The sequence below is a fragment of the Acinetobacter lanii genome (assembly GCF_011578285.1).
GTDB classification, from domain to species: domain Bacteria; phylum Pseudomonadota; class Gammaproteobacteria; order Pseudomonadales; family Moraxellaceae; genus Acinetobacter; species Acinetobacter lanii.
Window position 1 is genome coordinate 302,514 of the sequence record NZ_CP049916.1, and the last position, 20,678, is coordinate 323,191.

The 20,678-nt window shown below is 44.0% G+C and carries 14 protein-coding genes; 2 read left to right on the top strand and 12 right to left on the bottom strand.

Annotated elements, in window-relative coordinates:
- Nucleotide 1: 1 nt before the first annotated feature.
- The 11 genes from G8D99_RS01400 to G8D99_RS01450 all read right to left on the bottom strand — a co-directional run bounded on the left by G8D99_RS01400 (nucleotide 2) and on the right by G8D99_RS01450 (nucleotide 14,592).
- Nucleotides 2-367: a Na+/H+ antiporter subunit C gene (locus G8D99_RS01400; protein WP_166321946.1), complete on the bottom strand. Its 366-nt coding sequence runs from the start codon at nucleotides 365-367 to the stop codon at nucleotides 2-4.
- A gap of 3 nt (nucleotides 368-370) precedes the next feature.
- Entirely contained in the window at nucleotides 371-3,202 is a 2,832-nt protein-coding gene (locus G8D99_RS01405; protein ID WP_166321948.1) for a monovalent cation/H+ antiporter subunit A, read from the bottom strand.
- Nucleotides 3,203-3,554: 352 nt separating this feature from the next.
- A complete protein-coding gene (locus G8D99_RS01410; RefSeq protein ID WP_166321950.1) occupies nucleotides 3,555-4,994 on the bottom strand; it encodes an AAA family ATPase in 1,440 nt (479 codons plus the stop codon).
- 89 nt (nucleotides 4,995-5,083) lie between these two features.
- Complete coding sequence (locus G8D99_RS01415; protein WP_406741504.1) at nucleotides 5,084-6,586, bottom strand: UvrD-helicase domain-containing protein; 1,503 nt, start codon at nucleotides 6,584-6,586, stop codon at nucleotides 5,084-5,086.
- Nucleotides 6,587-6,794: 208 nt separating this feature from the next.
- Entirely contained in the window at nucleotides 6,795-7,577 is a 783-nt protein-coding gene (gene hisIE / locus G8D99_RS01420) for a bifunctional phosphoribosyl-AMP cyclohydrolase/phosphoribosyl-ATP diphosphatase HisIE (protein WP_166321952.1), read from the bottom strand.
- A gap of 128 nt (nucleotides 7,578-7,705) precedes the next feature.
- Entirely contained in the window at nucleotides 7,706-9,004 is a 1,299-nt protein-coding gene (locus tag G8D99_RS01425; RefSeq protein ID WP_166321954.1) for an FAD-dependent oxidoreductase, read from the bottom strand.
- Between the two features lie 181 nt (nucleotides 9,005-9,185).
- Nucleotides 9,186-10,268, bottom strand: a complete 1,083-nt coding sequence (locus G8D99_RS01430; protein ID WP_166321956.1) for a patatin-like phospholipase family protein — start codon at nucleotides 10,266-10,268, stop codon at nucleotides 9,186-9,188.
- Between the two features lie 155 nt (nucleotides 10,269-10,423).
- Nucleotides 10,424-12,043 (bottom strand): ABC1 kinase family protein, encoded by a 1,620-nt coding sequence (locus tag G8D99_RS01435; RefSeq protein ID WP_166321958.1) that lies wholly within the window; start codon nucleotides 12,041-12,043, stop codon nucleotides 10,424-10,426.
- 19 nt (nucleotides 12,044-12,062) lie between these two features.
- The gene (locus G8D99_RS01440) at nucleotides 12,063-12,719 is read right to left on the bottom strand and encodes a ubiquinone biosynthesis accessory factor UbiJ (RefSeq protein WP_166321960.1); all 657 of its coding nucleotides are present in this window, start codon (nucleotides 12,717-12,719) and stop codon (nucleotides 12,063-12,065) included.
- Between the two features lie 11 nt (nucleotides 12,720-12,730).
- Nucleotides 12,731-13,678: a bifunctional demethylmenaquinone methyltransferase/2-methoxy-6-polyprenyl-1,4-benzoquinol methylase UbiE gene (ubiE, locus tag G8D99_RS01445; RefSeq protein WP_166321962.1), complete on the bottom strand. Its 948-nt coding sequence runs from the start codon at nucleotides 13,676-13,678 to the stop codon at nucleotides 12,731-12,733.
- A 206-nt stretch (nucleotides 13,679-13,884) separates the two neighbouring features.
- On the bottom strand, nucleotides 13,885-14,592 hold the full coding sequence (locus G8D99_RS01450; RefSeq protein ID WP_166321964.1) for an FFLEELY motif protein: 708 nt from the start codon (nucleotides 14,590-14,592) through the stop codon (nucleotides 13,885-13,887).
- Nucleotides 14,593-14,787: 195 nt separating this feature from the next.
- Here G8D99_RS01450 and pap point away from each other — a divergent pair, with 195 nt between their 5' ends.
- Nucleotides 14,788-16,206, top strand: a complete 1,419-nt coding sequence (gene pap / locus G8D99_RS01455; protein WP_166321966.1) for a polyphosphate:AMP phosphotransferase — start codon at nucleotides 14,788-14,790, stop codon at nucleotides 16,204-16,206.
- A gap of 69 nt (nucleotides 16,207-16,275) precedes the next feature.
- Here the strand turns inward: pap and G8D99_RS01460 are convergent, their stop codons facing one another.
- The gene (locus G8D99_RS01460; RefSeq protein ID WP_166321968.1) at nucleotides 16,276-16,782 is read right to left on the bottom strand and encodes a hypothetical protein; all 507 of its coding nucleotides are present in this window, start codon (nucleotides 16,780-16,782) and stop codon (nucleotides 16,276-16,278) included.
- Between the two features lie 189 nt (nucleotides 16,783-16,971).
- Here G8D99_RS01460 and G8D99_RS01465 point away from each other — a divergent pair, with 189 nt between their 5' ends.
- Entirely contained in the window at nucleotides 16,972-20,670 is a 3,699-nt protein-coding gene (locus G8D99_RS01465; protein WP_166321970.1) for an exodeoxyribonuclease V subunit gamma, read from the top strand.
- Nucleotides 20,671-20,678: the final 8 nt, after the last annotated feature.

The window sequence follows — 20,678 nt, forward strand, 5'->3', positions numbered from 1 at the left end:
ATTAAGGCTCATCCTCACGTGGGTCAATTAAGTTTGGATCCTCTTTGGAATCGATATGATCTGTGCCTGATTCATAGCGACTGCGTAGCGCCAATTGCACAATAAAAGCTGTGGTGGCAAAGCCAATCACAATCGCAGTCAATACCAAAGCTTGAGGCAAAGGGTCAGTGACTTTGCTTGAGTCGGTTAAAATGGCCGGTGAACTGATATGCAGTCGTCCCATGGCAAACAAAAACAAGTTGACCGCATAGCCAATCATGGACAGTCCCAGTACCACAGGGAAAGTACGGGCACGTAAAATCAGGTAAATACCTGTTGAAACCAAAAGTCCGATTGCGGTTGCGAGTAAAAATTCTAAACTAATCATGCATTACCCCTTTGGTACCGGACCGGTGATACTGGTGTTACGTGAATCTCCCAACACTGAAATCATCAGCATGGTGGCGCCGACCACGGTGATATACACGCCTAAATCAAATGCAGCAGCAGAGGCCAAATGCATTTTTCCAAGCAGGGCAGGGTGGATATAAATATGGGCACTGGTCAGGAATGGACGTCCCCACAGCCAAGCCGCAATACCGGTGAGACCTGCGATCATTAAACCGATCCCGATCCAAATTTCATAAAGACGCCCAGACTTCGCGCGCAATAGCTTTTCCGCTTGATCTTGACCTAAGGCAATGTATTGAATCACGAGCGCCATTGAGGTGATCAGACCCGCAATAAAACCACCTCCAGGTAAGTTATGACCACGTAAGAAAATATACAGGCTCACCACCAATGCGATCGGTAGAACCCATGACGCTGTCATACGGAACATTAGAGGGGATGGATTGAAACGGTAAGTGAGCCCTTGCGTGATGATGGTGCCATGAGCACGCATCCCATCCATCAAGCACAAAGCACCAATCGCAGCAATGCCGAGTACGGTAATTTCACCGAAGGTATCAAACCCACGGAAATCCACCAAGATCACATTCACCACATTGGAACCGCCACCCAACGGTAAGGACTGTTGCATAAAGAACCATGAAATCGAGTTATGGTCTCGGGTCAGAATCAACCACGCAATCCAACCAATGCCTAGTCCCCCGACAATCGCAATGACGGCATCACGCCAACGGCGTGTTCGAGAAGATTCATAGGGGGTCAGTTGTGGTAACAGTGCCAAGCTCATCAGGAGCAGCACCGTAGTCACCACATCCACCGTGATTTGGGTTAATGCCAAATCCGGTGCAGACAGGCTGACAAACACCATGGTCACCACCAGTCCAACCGCACCACTGATCAGTACCGCTTTAATGCGTTCATGGTGGAACCACAGCATCATCCAGCAGGCAGAGAACAATAATAACCACAGCACAATCGCCAACAACGGTGCATGGGTCAGTTCACGGGTGCCAGTGGTGATGCCTTGCCCAATGAAAGGTAGTGCCACCACTGCGACAGTGAAAATCACAATCCAGAGTAGATAATTTTGTAGTGAGCCGGTCTCGGTGGCACGTTTGAATTTGCGTGAGTTGAGTAATAATTGTTTTAAAAATTGTTCAAATAATAATTTACCTTGAAAAGCCCCCAACATTGGGTCAAGGTCGATGTCACGAATTTTGCCGCCTTTGGCCAAGGCAAAGTAAAAGATCAAACCACCAATCAAAGCAATCGCGCTCATCAGAAGCGGTAAATTAAAGCCATGCCATAAGGCCAAATGAGTGCCTTCAAAAGTTGCCAACTGTGTACTGGCACGTGTGCCAGCATTGACAATTTGCTCAACCAAAAGCGCAGGAAGAATACCCACTGCAATGGTTAGGGTCGCCAATAAAATGGCAGGTGCGCGCATACCGATATGGGGTTCATGCGCATCTTTTTTCGGTACATCTCGGCCGATGTCACCATCAAAAAATACCCCATGAATCAAACGTGCTGAATAGGCAACGGCAAATAGGCCTGCCAAGGTCGCAACAATCGCTGCGGTGACAGCCACACCACCACTTAAATTTTCAAGCAGCTCAGTAAAGAACATTTCTTTGGACAAGAAACCATTGGTCAGTGGCACGCCTGCCATCCCTGCGGCGGTAATCATGGCTAAGGTGGCAGTAAACGGTAGCAGTTGCCAAATCCCACTGAGTTTTCTGAGATCTCGTGTGCCAGTTTCATGGTCAATAATCCCTGCAATCATGAACAATGCCGCTTTGAAAGTGGCATGGTTAATGATATGGAAAATCGCAGCAGCCACGGCAAGCGGTGAGCCAATCCCCAGCAACGCCACGATTAAACCCAAATGGCTGATGGTGGAATAAGCGAGTAAACCTTTTAAATCTTCTTTGAAAATGGCAAAGAATGCCGCCATACACAGCGTTAAAAGACCAATCGTGGTCACTAGGTTGTGATACAGCGCTGAGCCGACAAAGATCGGCAGCAGTCGTGCCAACAAGAAAATACCGGCTTTCACCATGGTCGCCGAGTGTAAATAAGCCGACACAGGCGTCGGCGCTGCCATGGCATTGGGTAACCAAAAATGAAAAGGGAACTGCGCACTTTTGGTAAAGGCACCTAAAAGTACCAACAACAGCGTAGGGATAAACAGCGGACTACTTTGAATGGTTTCACGCATCGTCAGAATTTGATCAATCTGATACGTGCCGGTGATTTGCCCCAATAAAATAAAACCACCAAGCATGGCAAGCCCGCCCAGTCCTGTGATGGTCAATGCCATACGTGAGCCTCTTTGGGCTGCATCGTAATTGTTCCAATACCCGACCAACAGGAACGAGGAAATACTGGTCAGTTCCCAGAAGGTCAGCAAAATCAGTAAATTATTTGAAAGCGAAATACCCAACATGGCTGCCATAAACAGCATCAGTAGGAAATAAAGTTTAGAAAGCGAATTTTTAGGATTTAAATAATAATAAGCATAAATGTAAATCAGGGTGCCAATACCGGTAATCAGTAAGGCAAAAATCAGTCCGAGCGCATCGAGCCGAAAACTAAAATCAATACCGAGCTGCGGTAGCCAAGCCCAAGTTTCAGAAACAGCAGCACCATTAAACACTGCTTTGGCTTGAGTCAGTAATAAGCCGAAACTACTTAAACTGACCCCGATTGCCCCTAAAGCTGTCACCCCGCGTGAGAATTGCTTCAGCCAGAGGACGAGGAAAGTGCCAAGTATTAACGGTAACAATATAATAATCGGTAGCACACTCATATCCGTTGTGTTGAGTAGGTCGAAACCTAATGTGAGTTTTATCTTTCAAAGATTTGAGGATAACAAAGAGAGATCCAATTACTTAAATTTTGAAAGCAGAACAGTTTTAAAAATAAACAAAAACAAGCTGTGTTGCGCAACTTGATAAAGATTTCAAAAAATCAATGAAAAACCCATACCCTTTCATAGATGTATGCGTTTCTCGATCTTATTACATGAACAAAATAACAGCAAACGTTTTTGTCCCCACTTGCAGGATTTTAAAGCTTTTTCATTCCAAGGTCTGTTAAAAAGCGTATGCATTGCAAGAGGGAGCGTACACATTTCATCGGTCAGTCGATGTCGCTCGTTGTTAAAGCTTCACCGACTGATGACTGTCATCCCCACGCATCAGTTTTAGCAATGCCTGTTGTTGCTCATCACTCAATTGTTGGACTTGTTCAAAAAGCGTTTCCACCTTGTTGAGCGCGGTTTGCGGTTCAGTCAATTGCTCAAGCTCCGAGGCAGACACTTCGCTCATTAAGTCTTGATATAAATCATCGAGTGCCATTTGATTGGCTTCAAGGTCAATCTCTTCAAGAGATTGGTGTTCCAGTCTGAAATATTGATAGTGCGTAGCATGCTCAAGCAAATCTTCACTAGTCCCTGTGGCGATGATCTGCACATTGGGAAAGGCTTGATGCAGACGCGGTAAAACATTCTGGGTCATGTCTTGGTCTAGCTGAGCATCAATATTGTCTATCAATAAAATGCCATCGCCTTCCATGCAAGGGAACAGGCTCTTTGGGTTGAGCAGACACATGCGTCGCACGATATCGCCCACCAACGCCACCCAGTTGCGAATACTATTGGACAGTTGGCTAAAAGGCATGGTTTGCCCCTGATAGACCACCATCAACTGTAACTTGGGTTGATATTCCAAATACAGATCAGAAAATTCAGGAAAAACCGTGTTAAGTGCTGTTTTAAGCGCATTCAAACTCGGGGTATGCAGTTGAGCTTGTGCTTGAAACAAACTCTGGCTCAAGGAGCTGTCCTTAAATGTTGTTTCGGACGTATCATCGGCGCTTGGATCTTGTTGTGCATTGTGTGATGTATCTGCGCCATTAGGCGCTGCATCTTGCTGTTTTGATTGTTGTAAAATCTGTTGAAACAGTTGTGCCGTTTGTGCATTTTCAATATCACTGACTTCACGAAACCATTCAAAAAAACGCGCAAACGTGGTGTAAGGTAAGGCTGCCAGTTCATAAGCAGAATGTTGTTGAAACACGCCCGGATTATTTTTACTGATCAGATTCATCTCATTCACGAAACGATCGGTTGGGTAATAGGCAATCATCGGTAGACCAATAAATGGGTCTTGGGCAAGGGCTTGATTGTATAGCTTGGCCATCTGTTCGAGTTGTTGGGTGTCGACTTTACTAAAACCCACGCCATTCGAGTTCAGAGTTTTATATAGTTTCCATGCGCAGACGGAAACATCTTTTTCTTCACTGGTGGTGCTCTCAGCCAAACTGCCAATTTCACTGGGGAAACGCACCTGAACTTCAATTTTCGATTGCACTCGATGTTGCATAATGTCTGAATCGAGCATCACCACACCTGCAGTACGGTTGTCTTTAAAACGTGCCGGGAACCACGTCAGTGCTTGATAAATATTTTTCAGAATAACGGTTTTACCCGAAGACTGCTGACCCAAAATTAGACTAATCGGTTTTTGGGTGGCGTTGAACCTGATGTTTAAATCAGCGAAATGGTGCGCATGGCGCAAATGTATCGATTGTAATTTCATAATCATCCTGCAACGTCTAGTCTGTTATATGCATGATTTGAAATGCACATTGCAGGGTTTAGAGGATGCAGTCTGACAATGTGTTCAAATTATGCTGTTGCTTTATTTTCTAAGGGTTTCAAAGGTGCTTTGATTTTAAGTTGCTGCACCAAATCATAAATATGGTGAATATTTAAACTGATTTTAGCACGAGTACAGGCCACATACAGTAAACGCAGTTCTTCATCGCTGATTTTATGTTCTAAACCGTTAATTTTAAATTGGTAATCATCTTCAATATGCACCCGATTCCACTCTAAACCTTTGGCTTTATGTGCCGTTGAAATCACATAATCCGCTTGCTCAATCGGGGTGATTTTGGCCAAGGCTTTTTTGAGTGGGTCGGTACCATGATCATCGACCAACTTGACTAAGGGTTTAATGTCACTGCCATCATTGGTTTCACAGTATTCATGCACATCATGCCATGAGTTAAACCATGCCAACTCAGGCACATCGACCACACGTTTGCCTTGTTTCAGTAAACTCGCCGCATCGACAAAACGATTCAATTTGGCATGATCCGCTTGTAGACTGACTTTATCCCCTTGCACCAAGCCTGAAAGTAGCAATTCCATGGCACGGGCATTGGTGCGACATAAAATCGCATCGCGCATTTTGGTATGCGGTTTGTTGACAACACTGGATTTCACATCCGGATTACCAATCAAAGGTACGGTTTCTGATAATGCACCGAGTAAACGATTGGCAACATCGGCAATGGCATCGCCAAAACGAAACGAGGTGGTGAGTCGGGATTCAGGCAAAGGCATTTGTTGCATGGCATTGACCGCACCACGCCACGCATAAATTTGTTGATGCGCATCCCCGACATAAATGACTTGGGTATTACGCTGTCTCAGTAAAATCCCAAGCATCAGGGGGTCGGCATCTTGTGCTTCATCGAACAATACATAATCCGCAGGAATATAGGGATCGGATAATGCCCAGAGTTTTAAATAAATATCATGTCCGATGCCGGCTTGATGATTTGGATCAATCGACTCGAGCCAACGTTTTTCCACCGCAGGGTAGAGGTGCGTTTGTAGCGGTTCTATATCATCCGGATGTAACCAACTCGGCGCTTGAATATGACGCGGAGCAGGGTATTGCGAACTGGTCGAACAGAAATAACTGACTGCATTGGCGACAAGGCTCGCTAAACGACTTGGCATCAGGGCATATTTTTCATAACGTCCGCCCATCATGCGGCGTAAGGTAATCGGCTGGAGGCGATATTCTTTGGCGATAAAACTGGGGCTTAAACGGGGCAGGCGAAGTTTGTCAGTCACTCCACGTGGAACGCTACGAAAGGCGAGGGAGTGAAAGGTACGACAGTCGACCCGTTGATGAAATTTATTCTGCGCTTCAGAAGCAATGGCTTTATTGAAAGCCAAATACATACCCCGACGCTGCTGCATCGCATCACTGACCAATTTTAACGTGGTGGTTTTCCCTGTGCCTGCATATGCAATGACTTTGAATGAGTCACCTTTTTGCGCTTGCTCAATGGCAAATTGCTGTTCAAGGGTCGGTTTAATCAGTTCAGGCACAGTGATATCAAGTCTACGAAAGTGGATCAAAATTGATCAGTGAGTATAGCAAGAAATTGAATTGAACAGGCAGAACAATTCAGATGAAACGACATGTTCTGTCTTATTAAATAGCTCGTTTAGACAGATGTACAAAAAACGCTGTAGCCATAAAAAAAGCCATGTCTAAACATGGCTTTTCAACACTAAAGCATTTGAGCGATCGGACTTAGTGACTACGATTGGCTTTTTCAACAAGTCCTGACAAACCTTGACGACGTGCGAGCTCATTCAGCACCAACTGAATGTCGAGGTCGAAATAACCGAGCATCACGATAGTGTGGAACCACACATCAGCCACTTCATAGATCAGGTCATTTTTATTGTCTTCATTGGCTGTTGTTTGAAATTCTTTCGCCGCAATCACGGTTTCAAAACTTTCTTCACCAATTTTTTCTAAAATTTTATTTAAGCCTTTGTGGTAGAGCTTTGCCACATAAGAGGAATCTGGATCAGCCGCTTTACGCTCTGCCATCATTTGACCCAAGTAGCTTAAAACATCGACTTGTTCAGCTTGAGCAGTTGATGCATTCATGGCCAAAGTATGTGGGTTGACAGATTTTTCACCATAGATTTGGTTTGGGTCTTTGAGCTGCGCATCAACAATTTCCCAGCCATTTGGGGTCAATTTACGGTAGAAGCATGATTCACGACCGGTATGGCAGGCAATCCCACCATGCTGTTCAATTTGCAGCACGATGACATCAGCATCACAGTCTAAACGGATTTCATGTACAGTTTGAAAATGACCAGATTCTTCGCCTTTGTGCCATAATTTTTGACGTGAACGAGAGAAGTACACCGCTTGATTTTTTTCAGCCGTCAGTGCCAATGCTTCACGGTTCATCCATGCCACCATCAAAATTCGCCCGCTTTGATGATGCTGAGCAATAGCAGGAATCAATCCTTGTTCGTTAAATTTTACTTCATCGAGCCATTGCACATTGTTCATGAGAGTTTCACCAAAATAGAAAATTTTAAAAGGGCTGGAAAATAAGCCAGCGCCTTAGTTTAAGCGATTTGCATTATTTTGCGAGTAAATTAATACCTTTTGCCTAGAAGCAACACAATTTCATAAGTTTATGTTGAAAGGTCATGGCGATCTGAGCGTGCAATATCCTGATATTGCATCTGGGTGAACATGCCCGACTTTAGACCTGACACCGTTAACGCCATTTCTTTTCTAAAATACGGCACTTTATACATCCAGCCAAAACTCAAATCTCTTAAGCCACCCGCCCACCAAAGATCGGATTGATACAGTGGGGTAATCAAACGACTTAAAAATTGATAAAAGCGGGTTGAGGAGCCTCGTTGCTGATGATAATGCTGCCACAGTTTGCTCCAATCGATCTGTTCATGACGACGTGAGAAATCAATAGATTGACTCAGTGCCCATGCATCCAAAAGCGCCATATTCGCCCCTTGTCCCAATTGCGGACTCATGGCGTGCGCAGCATCACCGATCACCGCAACCCGAGCTTGGCCAAACTTGGACATCACCACATCACGATACTGCGCAGAAAGCCATTGCCTTGACTGCATCAGCCCGTGTTCATTGGGCTGATGAATCACATTTGCCAACCACGTCGCAACTTCCGGCCATTGATCGGCAATATGATTCAGCCACTGTACTCGGTCTTGGCTACGTCTGAGAAAATGATCCAATAAAGGGGTTGGCATACTCCAAAAAATACTCGAGAGACGCTGTTCAGGTTGAGACGGAATAGCGCCTGTTGGCAAAATCCCCAACATCAGTTTTGAGCCCTGATGAAACTGATGCAAAATTTCAGGATCTAAAGCCAAGCATTCAGGCACGATGGTCCATTTTGCTCCCCACGGATATGCCTGATCGACTTTAACCCAAGCCTGCGGTCTAAGAGTACTGCGAGCACCATTGGCAATGATTAAGCCATCAAAGCCACCTTCATAAGTTTGCCCTGAAATCAGGCCTTTCACTCGAATCTCATGTTTCGATTCGCTATAGGATTGAATATCTGCATCCATCTGCCAGTGAATCAAATCCGGATAACTTTGGGCTTTGGAGGCAAGCACATGACACAAGCTGGAACGATGCATTCCGAGTCCGTAGTACTCAGCTCCGACTTGATGATAATGGCTGTTGACCAACAGTTGTTGATTGGGCAGGCGTCCTTCTAAACCATTGACTCGAGCGCCGAGTTTTAAGGCATCGTCTAAAATGCCCAAATGTTCAAAGACCGCTAAACCCGCAGGCTGTAACAAGAGTCCTGCACCCACAGGATCAAGGGTTGGGGCTTTTTCAAATAGTGTGACCTGAATGTTGCGTTTGGCCAGTAAAATAGCCGTGGCGATACCGGCTGTACCTGCACCGACGACTGCAAAATGAAGAGATGTCATTGTTATAAAAATTGTTATGTTTGATTCAATGTAGCAAATAAATCAGTCGCTGCACAATAACGGTGTTGATTGCGTTTGGTTTTAATGAAAGATGCGTATAGAGACTAGCTGATAGCACATCTCTATAGATAGTGATCTTGTATATCGTAACTTAGGTTTGAGCTACAGTTCACATGCAAGATCAAAGATCTTGCATGATGGTTTCAAATTCCTGCTTCTCGACCAATTCCAAAAAGGCGTCTCCTAGACGTTGACTCTCAGCAATGCTTTGCTTCCACAGTGCAATACGTTGCTGTTGGCTCAATCCTTTGAGTGTGAAATCTTTACGGTCAGGCAAGCGTCCGAGTGGTAAACCCCTTAAATACGATGCTGATGGCGAAATCAACACGGTACGGGCTTGATTGTCAGGATTGGCTTTTCTCGACTTCAACATTTTGTCAAACCATCCTGGCGTAATGCTGTCGGTAAAATGCGGATACAGCACCAGTCCTTGGCTTTGAAAGGGCAGGTCAATGTGATAATCAATTAAACCCCCATCTCGATACGCCCCTTCAGGTGCATCGGCAATATTGCGCACTGCAGGCACCGCCACCGGAATCGAGGCCGATGCCATCAGCCAGTCTTCTAAATTAGATGCATTGAGAGGGCAATAATGGGTTTTAAAGCCGTCATCGCTGATTTTAAAGTTTTGTTCGGCTTGTGGCTGTGCAATGACGCGTTCGACAAAAGTCTTCATTTTCGGACGGGCAATCGCATTACTCGCCACGATGCCCAACACTGAAGCAAGGAGCGGCAGGGTACGATCACTTTTAAAAATTTTTTCAGACTTTACCGCCAGTACCGTGAGGTGATAATCAGTATGCTCAACGATATTCTGCTCAAGACCGGCCACCAATTGATGCAACATCTCTCGGCAGACCACACCGACTTCATGGCGGGTCATCTTTTTATCAAATTCTAAATGGGTATACAGTTCGCCGAGTAAATCAGTGCCTGGCTTAGCGCCGTGACCTGCGATACTGGCAAAACGCCAACTGCCAATCGATGAACCGATTAAAGTACGGCGTTGTTGCGCACGTGGTAAAAACTCACCAAAGATCGCTTGGTCTAAACCTTGAATACCAATGCCTTTTGGTCCCCCAGCCGCACCGGGAATAATGTCGACATGATGCGCCTGTAGACCTTCTTTTAAAATCAGTTGACGTGCTTGAGACCCGACACGGATATCTAAAACAGGGTCTGATTTTTTTAAAATTTCGGTCATCTCAAAGCACTCAGGTGATTAGCCATTGAATATTAAAGCTTTGATTAAGCTGAGCAATGGCAAGATAAAACAGAAGTTGACTTATCAGTCATCATCAATTTTAAAGCAAAAAAAAGGATGATTAACAGCATCATCCTTCTGTGAATAGGGGAAAGTTATTTAGCAACACGCCAAATGGCAATGAAACTTGAAACTACAATCAGAATAATCGACACATACCACGGTGCAATAATGGCAATGGACAATAGAATCGCCATCAGGCTACCAAAAATCCAACTGCGTTTTTGCTGATGCTCCATTTGTAGGCGCATACTTTGCAATTCATTCAGTTGTTTGGCATGCCAAGCCGACTGATTCTTTAAGCCATTTAAGCTGTCAATCATCAGGGTCGGTAAATCCTGCGCGCCTAAAAGTAAGTCTGGGATTTTTTGCCCCAACTCTTTTAAGTTCTTTTGCGGATTCATTTGGGCTTTAATCCAATCGGTCAGGATCGGTTTTGCCAGTTTCCAAATATCCAGCTCAGGGTATAAATCTGTCCCTAAACCTTCCACATGCACTAAAGTTTTTAGCAATAGCATCAATTGTGGTGGAATCTCGAGATGGAAACGACGTGCAATATCCATCACTTGAATCAAAATACCGGCAAAGTCCAACTCATGCATCGGTTTGGACACCATCGGTCCCACGGTACGGCGCATTTCACGTGCCAAAGCATCTTGATCAGTGCCCGGTGGAATCCAACCGGCTTGATGCACGATTTGAATCAGTTGCATGAAATCGCTGTTCATCACGGCGAGTAACATGCGTGCCACGGTCATCTGATCGTTCTTGGACAACTCACCCATAATGGCGCAGTCCAAGGCAATAAAGCGTGGATTGCTTGGGTTAATGGTTTCAACAAACACATTGCCCGGATGCATGTCGGCATGGAAGAAGTTGTCACGGAACACTTGGGTAAAGAAGATGGTTAAACCTTTTTCAGCCAAATCCTTGCGATCCATACCCAATCGATCAAAAGTCGCAATATCTGAAATCGGTACACCGGTAATGCGCTCTTCGACCAAGACATGCTTACTGTCCATATATACTTCAGGCACATACATCATGCTTGAGCCGGTGAAGTAATGACGCATACGGCGGGTATTGTCGGCTTCTAGGGTCAAATCCAATTCATTCAAAATGGTCTGACGATAGTCTTGAATGATTTCAGATAAATGCAATGCACGTGCGGCTTCAAGACGCTTTTCAAGATAGTGACCGAGCCATTCTAAAATTTCAAAATCTTGCAGGATTTGCGCACGAATATTCGGACGTGTGACTTTCACCACCACTTCACGGCCATCATGCAAAGCTGCCGTGTGGACTTGGGCAATGGACGCCGCAGCCAAAGGTTGTTCGTCAAAACGTGCAAATAAAGTATTAACGTCTGCTTTTAGCGATTCTTGAATGCGCATTTTGGCTACGTCATTGCCAAAGGGCTTAACCCGATCTTGCAATAAAACCAACTGTTGCAACAGCTCAGGTGGAATCAAATCACGACGGGTTGAGAGCAATTGCCCCATTTTGATCGCAAGAGGCCCCATGTCTTCCAATGCTTCTTTGAGCTTGAGCGGGTTTTTACGCTCACGACTCGACCACGCCGCAGGGTGCATATGGATCAGTTTTAAAATCGGACGGGCTTTTGCAGGGATCTCTTCCGCGGGAAATAACGTGTCGAGTCTATAGTGCGCGGCGATGCGCCAAAGTTCGATTAAACGTCTAATGTGCGGAATCATATATGCAATTACCTAGATCTTATTGGGGATTAAACTGATTTTGAAGTTGTTGAATTTTGGCTTCAAGACGGTCGATATTTTGGCTGAGCTGACGCGTCCCGTGCTGTAAATCATCCATTTGCCAACGTGGTGCAAACAGACCACTGTCTTCTTTTAAGAAGTCTTCTGCAAAGAATAAATGACTGTCTAGAGACTTAAACAGTTGTTTCGGAACGTTTTGAATTTTGCCCAATTGGCTGGCCAAGTTTGGTCCAATCCAAGGGCTGAGTTGCGAGGCCAAATCAGGCTCCGCCTGTTGAAGAATACGTTGAATATTCTGCAAAAGGTGATAATCACCTTGCAATGGAATATTGCCGACATCCTCTGCCAACAGTAATTTAACCAAAGCCACTGCATTTTCAACATGTAAAGTGGCATTGGCTTCAGAAATTTTCTGTGCTTGATCAAAAGGACGTTGCTCGAAAATTGAGGCTTGGGCACTTTGACCAGTCACCGTTGGTTCTAAACGTACTTTTTCATGGTCAAAAAACACATCAACAGAAACTTGCGGAGAATCAATCACCACACGCAACATCTTGCCTTGAAGCTCATTGAGTTGAATGCGGGTAATCGCATCCAAATTAATACAATGATGAATAATGCGTTCAACTGCACCCAATGCCAGAATCGACCACATGATGCTTAACCTTAAAGTTTGAAACCACGGTGGACTGCAACAATACCGGCAGTCAGGTTGTGGTAATCACAGTTTTGGAAGCCTGCATTTTCCATCATGCCTTTTAAGGTACGTTGGTCAGGGTGCATACGAATAGATTCTGCCAAATATTTATAACTTTCTGAGTCATTGGCAATGATTTTACCCATCAATGGCAATGCCGTGAATGAGTACAAATCATAGAGTTTAGAGAACGGCTCAAACACCGGTTTAGAAAATTCAAGCACCAATAAACGACCGCCTGGTTTCAACACCCGGTACATTGCAGCAAGTGCAGCATCTTTATCCGTCACGTTACGTAAACCAAATGAAATGGTCAACAAGTCAAAACTGTTGTCTTCGAATGGCTCCAAGGTTTCAGCATTGGCCAGCACGAAGTCAACATTGGTACAGCCGGCATCGATTAAACGATCACGACCCACATTCAGCATCGATTCATTGATGTCAGATAACACCACATGACCGGTAGGACCTACTTCACGGCTAAACACTTTGGCAAGATCGCCTGTACCACCTGCGATGTCCAACACACGTTGACCACGACGCACGCCCGACATATTGATCGCAAAGCGTTTCCAAAGACGGTGAATACCAAATGACATTAAGTCATTCATAATGTCGTATTTGCTGGCAACTGAATGGAATACTTCTGCCACTTTTTGCGCTTTTTCTTCGCTATTCACGGTTTTAAAACCGAAGTGGGTGGTTTCACCGACATTGCCGGTATTGGCACCACGTGGCAAATTGTATTTAGGCACAGTACCGTTAACAGGGGTAGTGGTCAGCTTTTGTTCTAAAGATTGTTGTTGACCTTGTGGTGTACCTGTTGGCAGCGGTTCAGTTAAAAATGGACTCACTTTGTCTGTGTTATTGTTCGCCGACTCAGCTTGAGCGGTAGGCTGTTGATTTTCGCTAGACATTCGAGTCACTCCTGAACACAAAAATAGTCAATCTTAATGGATTGCATGATGACAGATTCTTGCATTTTTTACAGTCTTGATCATGCAATTGATATGAAAAATATACAGAAAATTGGATCAATTGCTCTGTATTGGATATTCCTGCACAGGATTTCGCAGATGGCTGAAAAGCTGATCAGAAATATCCTGAAATCATTCAGACCTTATCATACTCTAAAGGGATTGGCTTGGCCTGAATGTACATTGTCAACAATGATGCGCTCTTTTGTGGTAAAGCTTTGGATAAATTTGGTCGCCGATTTTAACGGTTTCATGGCAGCAAAACCTTCGCCAATAAAATCATACATCAAATCAAACTTATATTTGTGCGCAGGGCCTTTACACATTTTAAAAGCAGTATGCACAATGAAAGAACGTAAATATTTATCTAGGCTGACACCTAAGCCATCTAACAAATCGAGTTGTTGCAGACGTGCTTGTCGTTGATCTAATTTGATCAAGGTCAGGCGCATCATTTCATCATCGATGGCTTGATCTGCTGGATAATCTTCTAATAGTTGTTTGGCCACTTCTTGATCAAGTCGCATTGCCAATACAGCAAGCCCTACCGATTGTATGCCAGTCAGAATCGTATTTTCAGGCACCATTTTTTCGGCTTTGTGGGCAATTTTCACCAAGCGTTCAATTTGTTTGGCTAAAGCATCGAACTCAGGACCGCCATACAGACGATTTAAAAAGTACTGTGCCATCAACTGGTTTTGAGTTTCGTTAAATAAATCTTGGTGCGTCACTTGAATGCGGTTTTTCAGCCATTGCTGTGCTTCATGTAAACGTTTTTTTAATTGAGGATCATTGTGATAATCAAATTGCTTATATTGTTTAACTAAATCATCTAAAGGGGCAAGTTTGGACATGTGACTGCTCAAAAGGTATTTCGGTTGAAAGCATAAGCGCACTTGTAAATAAGTACTATGACAAATCAACATTAAAGTGGTGAAAATCAAGTCATTCGGTCTGAATAGATTAGATTGCAATAATGCAACATCTCTGACTTTTTATGTTCTACAACATCAGTATACTGAGGAAAACAGAAGAACTTAGAGTATTTCATGACTGAGCATAACACAGAAATTCAGCCGGATAATTTAGAACAACTCAGCTTGCAATTGATCGAAGCGCAGTATGCCTTAAAAAATACCAAAGCCAAAAAAAATGCCAAAAGTGTCCTGATCTTGGTCAATGGCATTGAGCTTGCTGGAAAAGGTGAAGCGGTCAAACAATTACGAGAATGGGTCGATCCACGTTATCTCAGAGTTAAAGCCGATCCACCCAATCTGATTGATGCGCAAACTCCATTTTGGCAACCCTATACACGGCATATTCCGGCTGAAGGGCAAATGATGGTTTGGTTTGGCAATTGGTATAGCGATCTCTTGGCAACTTCACTGCATGTGTCGAAACCCTTTGATGACACCACTTTTAATACTTATGTTGATCAGATGAAAACCTTTGAGCAGGATTTAAAAAACAACCATGTTGATGTGATTAAAGTCTGGTTTGATTTGTCATGGAAATCATTGCAAAAACGGTTAGATAAAATGGATGCCTCGGAACAACGTTGGCATAAATTACATGGACTGGATTGGCGCAATAAAAAGCAATATGACAACCTGCAAAAGCTGCGCAATCGTTTCACTGAGGATTGGTACATCATCGACTGTGAAGATGAAGACAAGCGAGATCAAAGTTTTGCGCAGCATATTTTAAAACATCTAGATCATTTACCGAATCATCCCGTTAAAGTACGTAGCAAATGGCAACAGGCACCTATTCCTGAAGCCTTAATTCAACCGGATGATCAGGCATTAGACAAAGATCAGTATAAAACTGAATTGAAAAAACTCACCAAAAAAGTAGCAGATGCCCTACGCACGCAAGGACGTAAAACCGTAATTGTGTTTGAAGGGATGGATGCCGCAGGCAAAGGCGGTGCCATAAAACGAATAGTCAAAAAATTGGATCCTCGTGAGTACGGCATCTATAACATTTCGGCACCGGAAAAATATGAATTGGCCCGTCCGTATTTATGGCGTTTTTGGAGCAAATTGTTAGATGAGGAAAGCATTTCGATCTTTGACCGTTCTTGGTATGGTCGTGTCTTGGTAGAGCGAATCGAAGGCTTTGCGACCGATGTAGAATGGAAGCGTGCCTACGATGAAATTAATCGCTTTGAAAAAGATTTGGTCGATACCCAAACCACCGTCGTGAAATTTTGGTTGGCCATCAGTAAAGATGAACAGGAACAGCGCTTTAAAGCCCGAGAAGTCACCCCGCATAAACGCTTTAAAATCACCGAGGAAGATTGGCGTAACCGTAGACGATGGGATGATTATTTACATGCTGCCGCAGATATGTTGCAGCGAACCGATACCGAATATGCACCGTGGTATGTGATTGCGACCAATGATAAATATTCTGCACGCATTCAGATTTTAAATGCCTTATTGAAACAACTCAAAGTAGATTAAGTATTGTTGAATGGGCAACAAAAAAGCGGATTTAGAATCCGCTTTTTTATATATCCAAATATGCAAGCTTTAGCTCACCACTTGAGCACTTTGTTTTTGTTGAATGCCTTTGGCCAATTTGTAGCATTCTTCGACATGCGCTTCAGCAACTTTCTTCATCACGATATAACCCAAACTTGCAGCGATGATTGAACCACCAAGCGGGATGAATTTGGTCACTTGTTTGGTAATGACTTTGGCAGCAATATTATTCAGTGATGTTTTTGCCGCAGTACGTGCTACCACTAGACCTGAAAACTCAAAACCACGTTTACGTAATTCGTTCCAATGAATTTTTTTAGTTGCAGGGTCAAATACACTGACTTGTTCAGGCGATAAACCAAAGCGTGCATTAATGTCTGGAATCAGCAGTGACAGCATACCGACATCGATCACTACATCTAAAAACGGCACAGGAATCACCGCTGCACCTGCAGACACATAAGAACGCTTTTTGACGAGTTCCAGACATTCCGCACGTACTTGTTCTAAGTTTAAGTTGGGGTCAATAGAATCTGGAATTTTATCGATTTTCATAACATATCACCTAAAGTATCTGTCTGATTATTATTGGTTAAATCTATGCTTTCGCATAGTGACGTTAAAGTTTTCATCAAGTCTATGCAGCAAAAGTGACATACTCAGTTTAAGATGTATAGTAATTTATGTTTATGATTTTGTGCATTTATGAACATAAACGTTGCGGCTTAAAATAGAAGAGGGTGTATGGGGATTCATGTGATTCAAAGTCAAAACATTGATGTTTTGGTGAAAGGTGTTTTACTCCGTATTCAAAAGCCCTCCAAATCACCCTTAGCGGTGTTGAAAACTGAACATTTTGTAGTGCCGAGTCCTGCAATACAAGAATGGCTGACCCAAACCATTGCCGAGCAACAAGGCATCAGTGCCAACAGTCAGTTTCATCAGCGGATTCGTGGCTTTCAATGGTTTTGTTATCAACAAGTGCTTGAAGATAAAGACCATGTGCGTAAGGCGAATATCCCACGTTTGATGATGAAATGGCGGATTTATCAAAGCCTCAAAGCCTTTATTGAGCCTGATCAAAACGCATTGGCAACTGACCATCCGCTCTATTCAATCGTGCATCGCATCTACGACAGTGCTGCACAGCTTGAAGAGGGTTTAGCCAAACAACTAAAAAAACAAAGCATGTTGTATTGGGTATCGGAACAGGTATCGAAGCTATTTAGTAACTATATGGTCTATCGGGGGTATTGTCAGAACGGTTGTGGTGCGAGTTGTCAATGTCCAACCAATTGGCTAAATACTTGGGGACAAGATCAAAGTATCGATTTGGAAAAGTATTTTCCACAAAACTCCGGGCATGACCATGCCTTTAAGTTCAACCAAGCGCAAGAATTAGAACGCTGGCAACGCTGGTTATGGCAGCATACCTTTCATGACGATTTTATTGACATGCAAGGCATTGATGATGAGTTTTGGCAAGTGTTGGATGATGATCAGCGTCGTGCTGATGCCTTAAAAAAATTACCATCACAAGCGATTATTTTTACGGTATTAGATTTGCCCCCATCCCAATTACAATTCCTACGCCGTTTGGGGCAATACTTGGATGTGTTGATCTTGCATTACAATCCCTCGCAAGAATATTGGGCAGACAGTGTCGATCCAAATTGGAAAAAACGTTATGACCTTAGTGTGAAAGAACGGTTTATTGCTAGACATCCGGACGCCACAGATCAACAGATAGAGGTATTTTTTCAGGCATTCACCTTAAATTTTAATGCGGAAGTGCGTGAATCGCGCCATCCTTTACTGACCCGTTTTGGCAAACAAGCCCGTGACCATTTCTCGATTCTTTCACATTTGTCTTCAGGCGATGAAGGGCAATGGGTGGATGCTTTTGTGGATGAGTATCCAACCCATCTATTAGGAAAACTACAATCGGATATTTTGTATTTGGTTGAACCTGAGCAACAAGGCTATTTGCTTGACGCACAGGATGACTCGATTCAAATACATGTTTGTCATTCCGGCTTACGTCAGTTGGAAGTGCTGAAGGAACAATTGATTCATTGGTTGTCACAAGGTACGCCTGAACAGCCCCGCCGTCCGAGTGACATTCTGGTATTAGCCCCTGATTTAAAGCAGATGGAACCTTTGATTCGTTCAGTGTTTCCACAGAGTGCACAGCATGATGGGGTGTATTTACCTGTAAAAATTGCAGGGGTGACCCAGATTGATGTGAATAATGCATGGCGGGCGGTGCTTGGACGCATGACTTTGGTCCGTGGGCGTTTTAGCCTAGAAGAATTTGCCGATTGGCTGAATCTGACCGCAACGCAACTGCGTTATCAGCTCGATACCCATCGCACGGAACGTATGATTGAGCTATTGGTCAGTGCAGGCTTTAAACGCGGTTTGGATGCTGAGCATTTAAAACAGAGTTTAAGCGAGCAAGATCAGGATTATCGTTTTAGTTTGAAATTTGCTTTGGATCGTTTATCGATGGGGATTGCAATCCCTGAACATGCCATGTTCGATGAAACCTTGAGTTATGCCCAAGTTCAACCAAGTGATTTTGACATTATCGGCACCTTGATCGAGATTTATAACGACTTTGCCCAGCGTCGTGATTGGATGACGCTACATGAGAAACCGAGCGAAAAAGATCGTGAGCGCACACAGGCAAAACCAGTAGAACAATGGCTGAACATTCTTAAAAAAGAGATTGAGGAATTTCAACAGGCCGGTGTCGATGCCTTGCAAGCGGTACATAAGATTGTGAAAAAGCAATACACCATGCTGACCTTGTCCTATAACTATGCCTCGGACAACCCCGTACATCAGCAAATGCATCAGATTCAATTGCCTTTGCCATATTTGATTCAGGAAATTCAAACTGCGCTCGACAGCCAAATAGAGCAGACTTTACCAACAGGGCAAATCACCTTTAGTCAAATCGGTCATATTCGCCCTGTGCCTTATAAATTGATGGTGATACTGAACTTAGACGGCGGGAAATTTCCGAATCGTAATACTCAATTGCCGTTCGATTTGATGAGCTTACTTAAACCGCAATTGGGTGATCGATCACGCTTGGAAGATGATCAAGGTGCATTTTTAGATGCCTTGTTATTGGCACAAGACAATCTATGGCTGTTCTACAATGGTTTTGATGTTAGTGATGGTGAAGTCCGTGATCCATCGAGTGTGTTACAAGAACTGATCAGCCATTTGGCTTTTATTACCCAGTCACCGCATCTGGATGCTACAACTGAAACTGTTGATGTTGTGAATGTTCACGGTGTGGATGTGCCGGCTCAGATTCAGCAACTGTTTCATGTTCATCCCTTACAGCCCTTTGACCCGATGGGTTTTGAAGCAGCACAGGTAGTACGCTTCCAAGACCAATGGTTTGAAGTGGCGCGTCAAATCCAACAGGCGACAGGGCAACGTGAGCCTTGGGTGAATCAAGCTTATGAAGCTCAACAAGACCCCGTGACAGTGCTCGATGCAGCGCAATGGATCCAAGATGTCACTTTCCCTGCTCGATTGTATTTAAAAACCTTAGGGGTGGATAATCTGAAACCTGAGGATATTCCTGCCAATGATGAACCTTTGATTTTAGACGGCTTGGGTCGTTATGCGATTCGAGACTTTTTGCAACAGCAAGAAAGGCTTGAACAGCTGGATTTTAATGTTTTACAAGATCAGTTGCCGGTCGGGAAAGTTCAGCACAGCGCCTTAGAAATGAGCTTGGTTGAGCATAAAAGTTTAAAACACCGCTTAAATCTCTATGCTGAAACCGTCACGGCAACTACACAAAGACAGTGGCGAGTCAGTCCTGAACTGACCATGAATATCAGTTTGCCGAAAAATCCGATGCAGGATTGGGTCAGTCTGGATGCCGCCAGTGCACGAGGCAAAAGACGCGCCAAAGTCTGGTTGGAATACTTACTGTGGTTAAACTATTTAAAGGCCTGTCACCCCCATTTAAGTGATGAAACATCGGCTCAGCTCAAACGCATTGCGGTGTTGAGTGATGCCACGATTTTAAATACAGGGGTCACGGCGACACAGGCACAACAGTATTTACAGTATTGGCTCAATGCCTATAACTATGGCAAAACCCAACCCTTGGTCTTGCCTGCGGCACTGTTATTGGTCTTGGCTGAAAAAGGCAAAGCGCTTGAATGGCAAACGGATGAGTTTGGTAAAGCCAGTATTACCAACTTTAAAGAACTGCAAAAAGAATGGGACAAGAGCGATGCTTTCTTACCCTTCTCACTGTCAGAGATGGAGTGGAGTAAACGCCATCGAGATTGGCAATTTATTTTACAAGAACAGGATGCAACTGCACTGCTTGCCCATGCTTGTGACACCTTTGCTTACGAGCTATATCAGCCGATTTATCTGCATCAAACTGTGGTTCAGGAATAACTGTTGAG

What these genes read in the sequence shown, in the direction of transcription:
- G8D99_RS01430 (WP_166321956.1), bottom strand. Translation starts at nt 10,268, where the DNA reads ATGACCGAAATTTTAAAAAAATCAGACCCTGTTTTAGATATCCGTGTC.
- G8D99_RS01460 (WP_166321968.1), bottom strand. Translation starts at nt 16,782, where the DNA reads ATGAAAATCGATAAAATTCCAGATTCTATTGACCCCAACTTAAACTTA.
- G8D99_RS01400 (WP_166321946.1), bottom strand. Translation starts at nt 367, where the DNA reads ATGATTAGTTTAGAATTTTTACTCGCAACCGCAATCGGACTTTTGGTT.
- pap (WP_166321966.1), top strand. Translation starts at nt 14,788, where the DNA reads ATGACTGAGCATAACACAGAAATTCAGCCGGATAATTTAGAACAACTC.
- hisIE (WP_166321952.1), bottom strand. Translation starts at nt 7,577, where the DNA reads ATGAACAATGTGCAATGGCTCGATGAAGTAAAATTTAACGAACAAGGA.
- G8D99_RS01435 (WP_166321958.1), bottom strand. Translation starts at nt 12,043, where the DNA reads ATGATTCCGCACATTAGACGTTTAATCGAACTTTGGCGCATCGCCGCG.
- G8D99_RS01450 (WP_166321964.1), bottom strand. Translation starts at nt 14,592, where the DNA reads ATGTCCAAACTTGCCCCTTTAGATGATTTAGTTAAACAATATAAGCAA.
- ubiE (WP_166321962.1), bottom strand. Translation starts at nt 13,678, where the DNA reads ATGTCTAGCGAAAATCAACAGCCTACCGCTCAAGCTGAGTCGGCGAAC.
- G8D99_RS01410 (WP_166321950.1), bottom strand. Translation starts at nt 4,994, where the DNA reads ATGAAATTACAATCGATACATTTGCGCCATGCGCACCATTTCGCTGAT.
- G8D99_RS01440 (WP_166321960.1), bottom strand. Translation starts at nt 12,719, where the DNA reads ATGTGGTCGATTCTGGCATTGGGTGCAGTTGAACGCATTATTCATCAT.
- G8D99_RS01405 (WP_166321948.1), bottom strand. Translation starts at nt 3,202, where the DNA reads ATGAGTGTGCTACCGATTATTATATTGTTACCGTTAATACTTGGCACT.
- G8D99_RS01465 (WP_166321970.1), top strand. Translation starts at nt 16,972, where the DNA reads ATGGGGATTCATGTGATTCAAAGTCAAAACATTGATGTTTTGGTGAAA.
- G8D99_RS01425 (WP_166321954.1), bottom strand. Translation starts at nt 9,004, where the DNA reads ATGACATCTCTTCATTTTGCAGTCGTCGGTGCAGGTACAGCCGGTATC.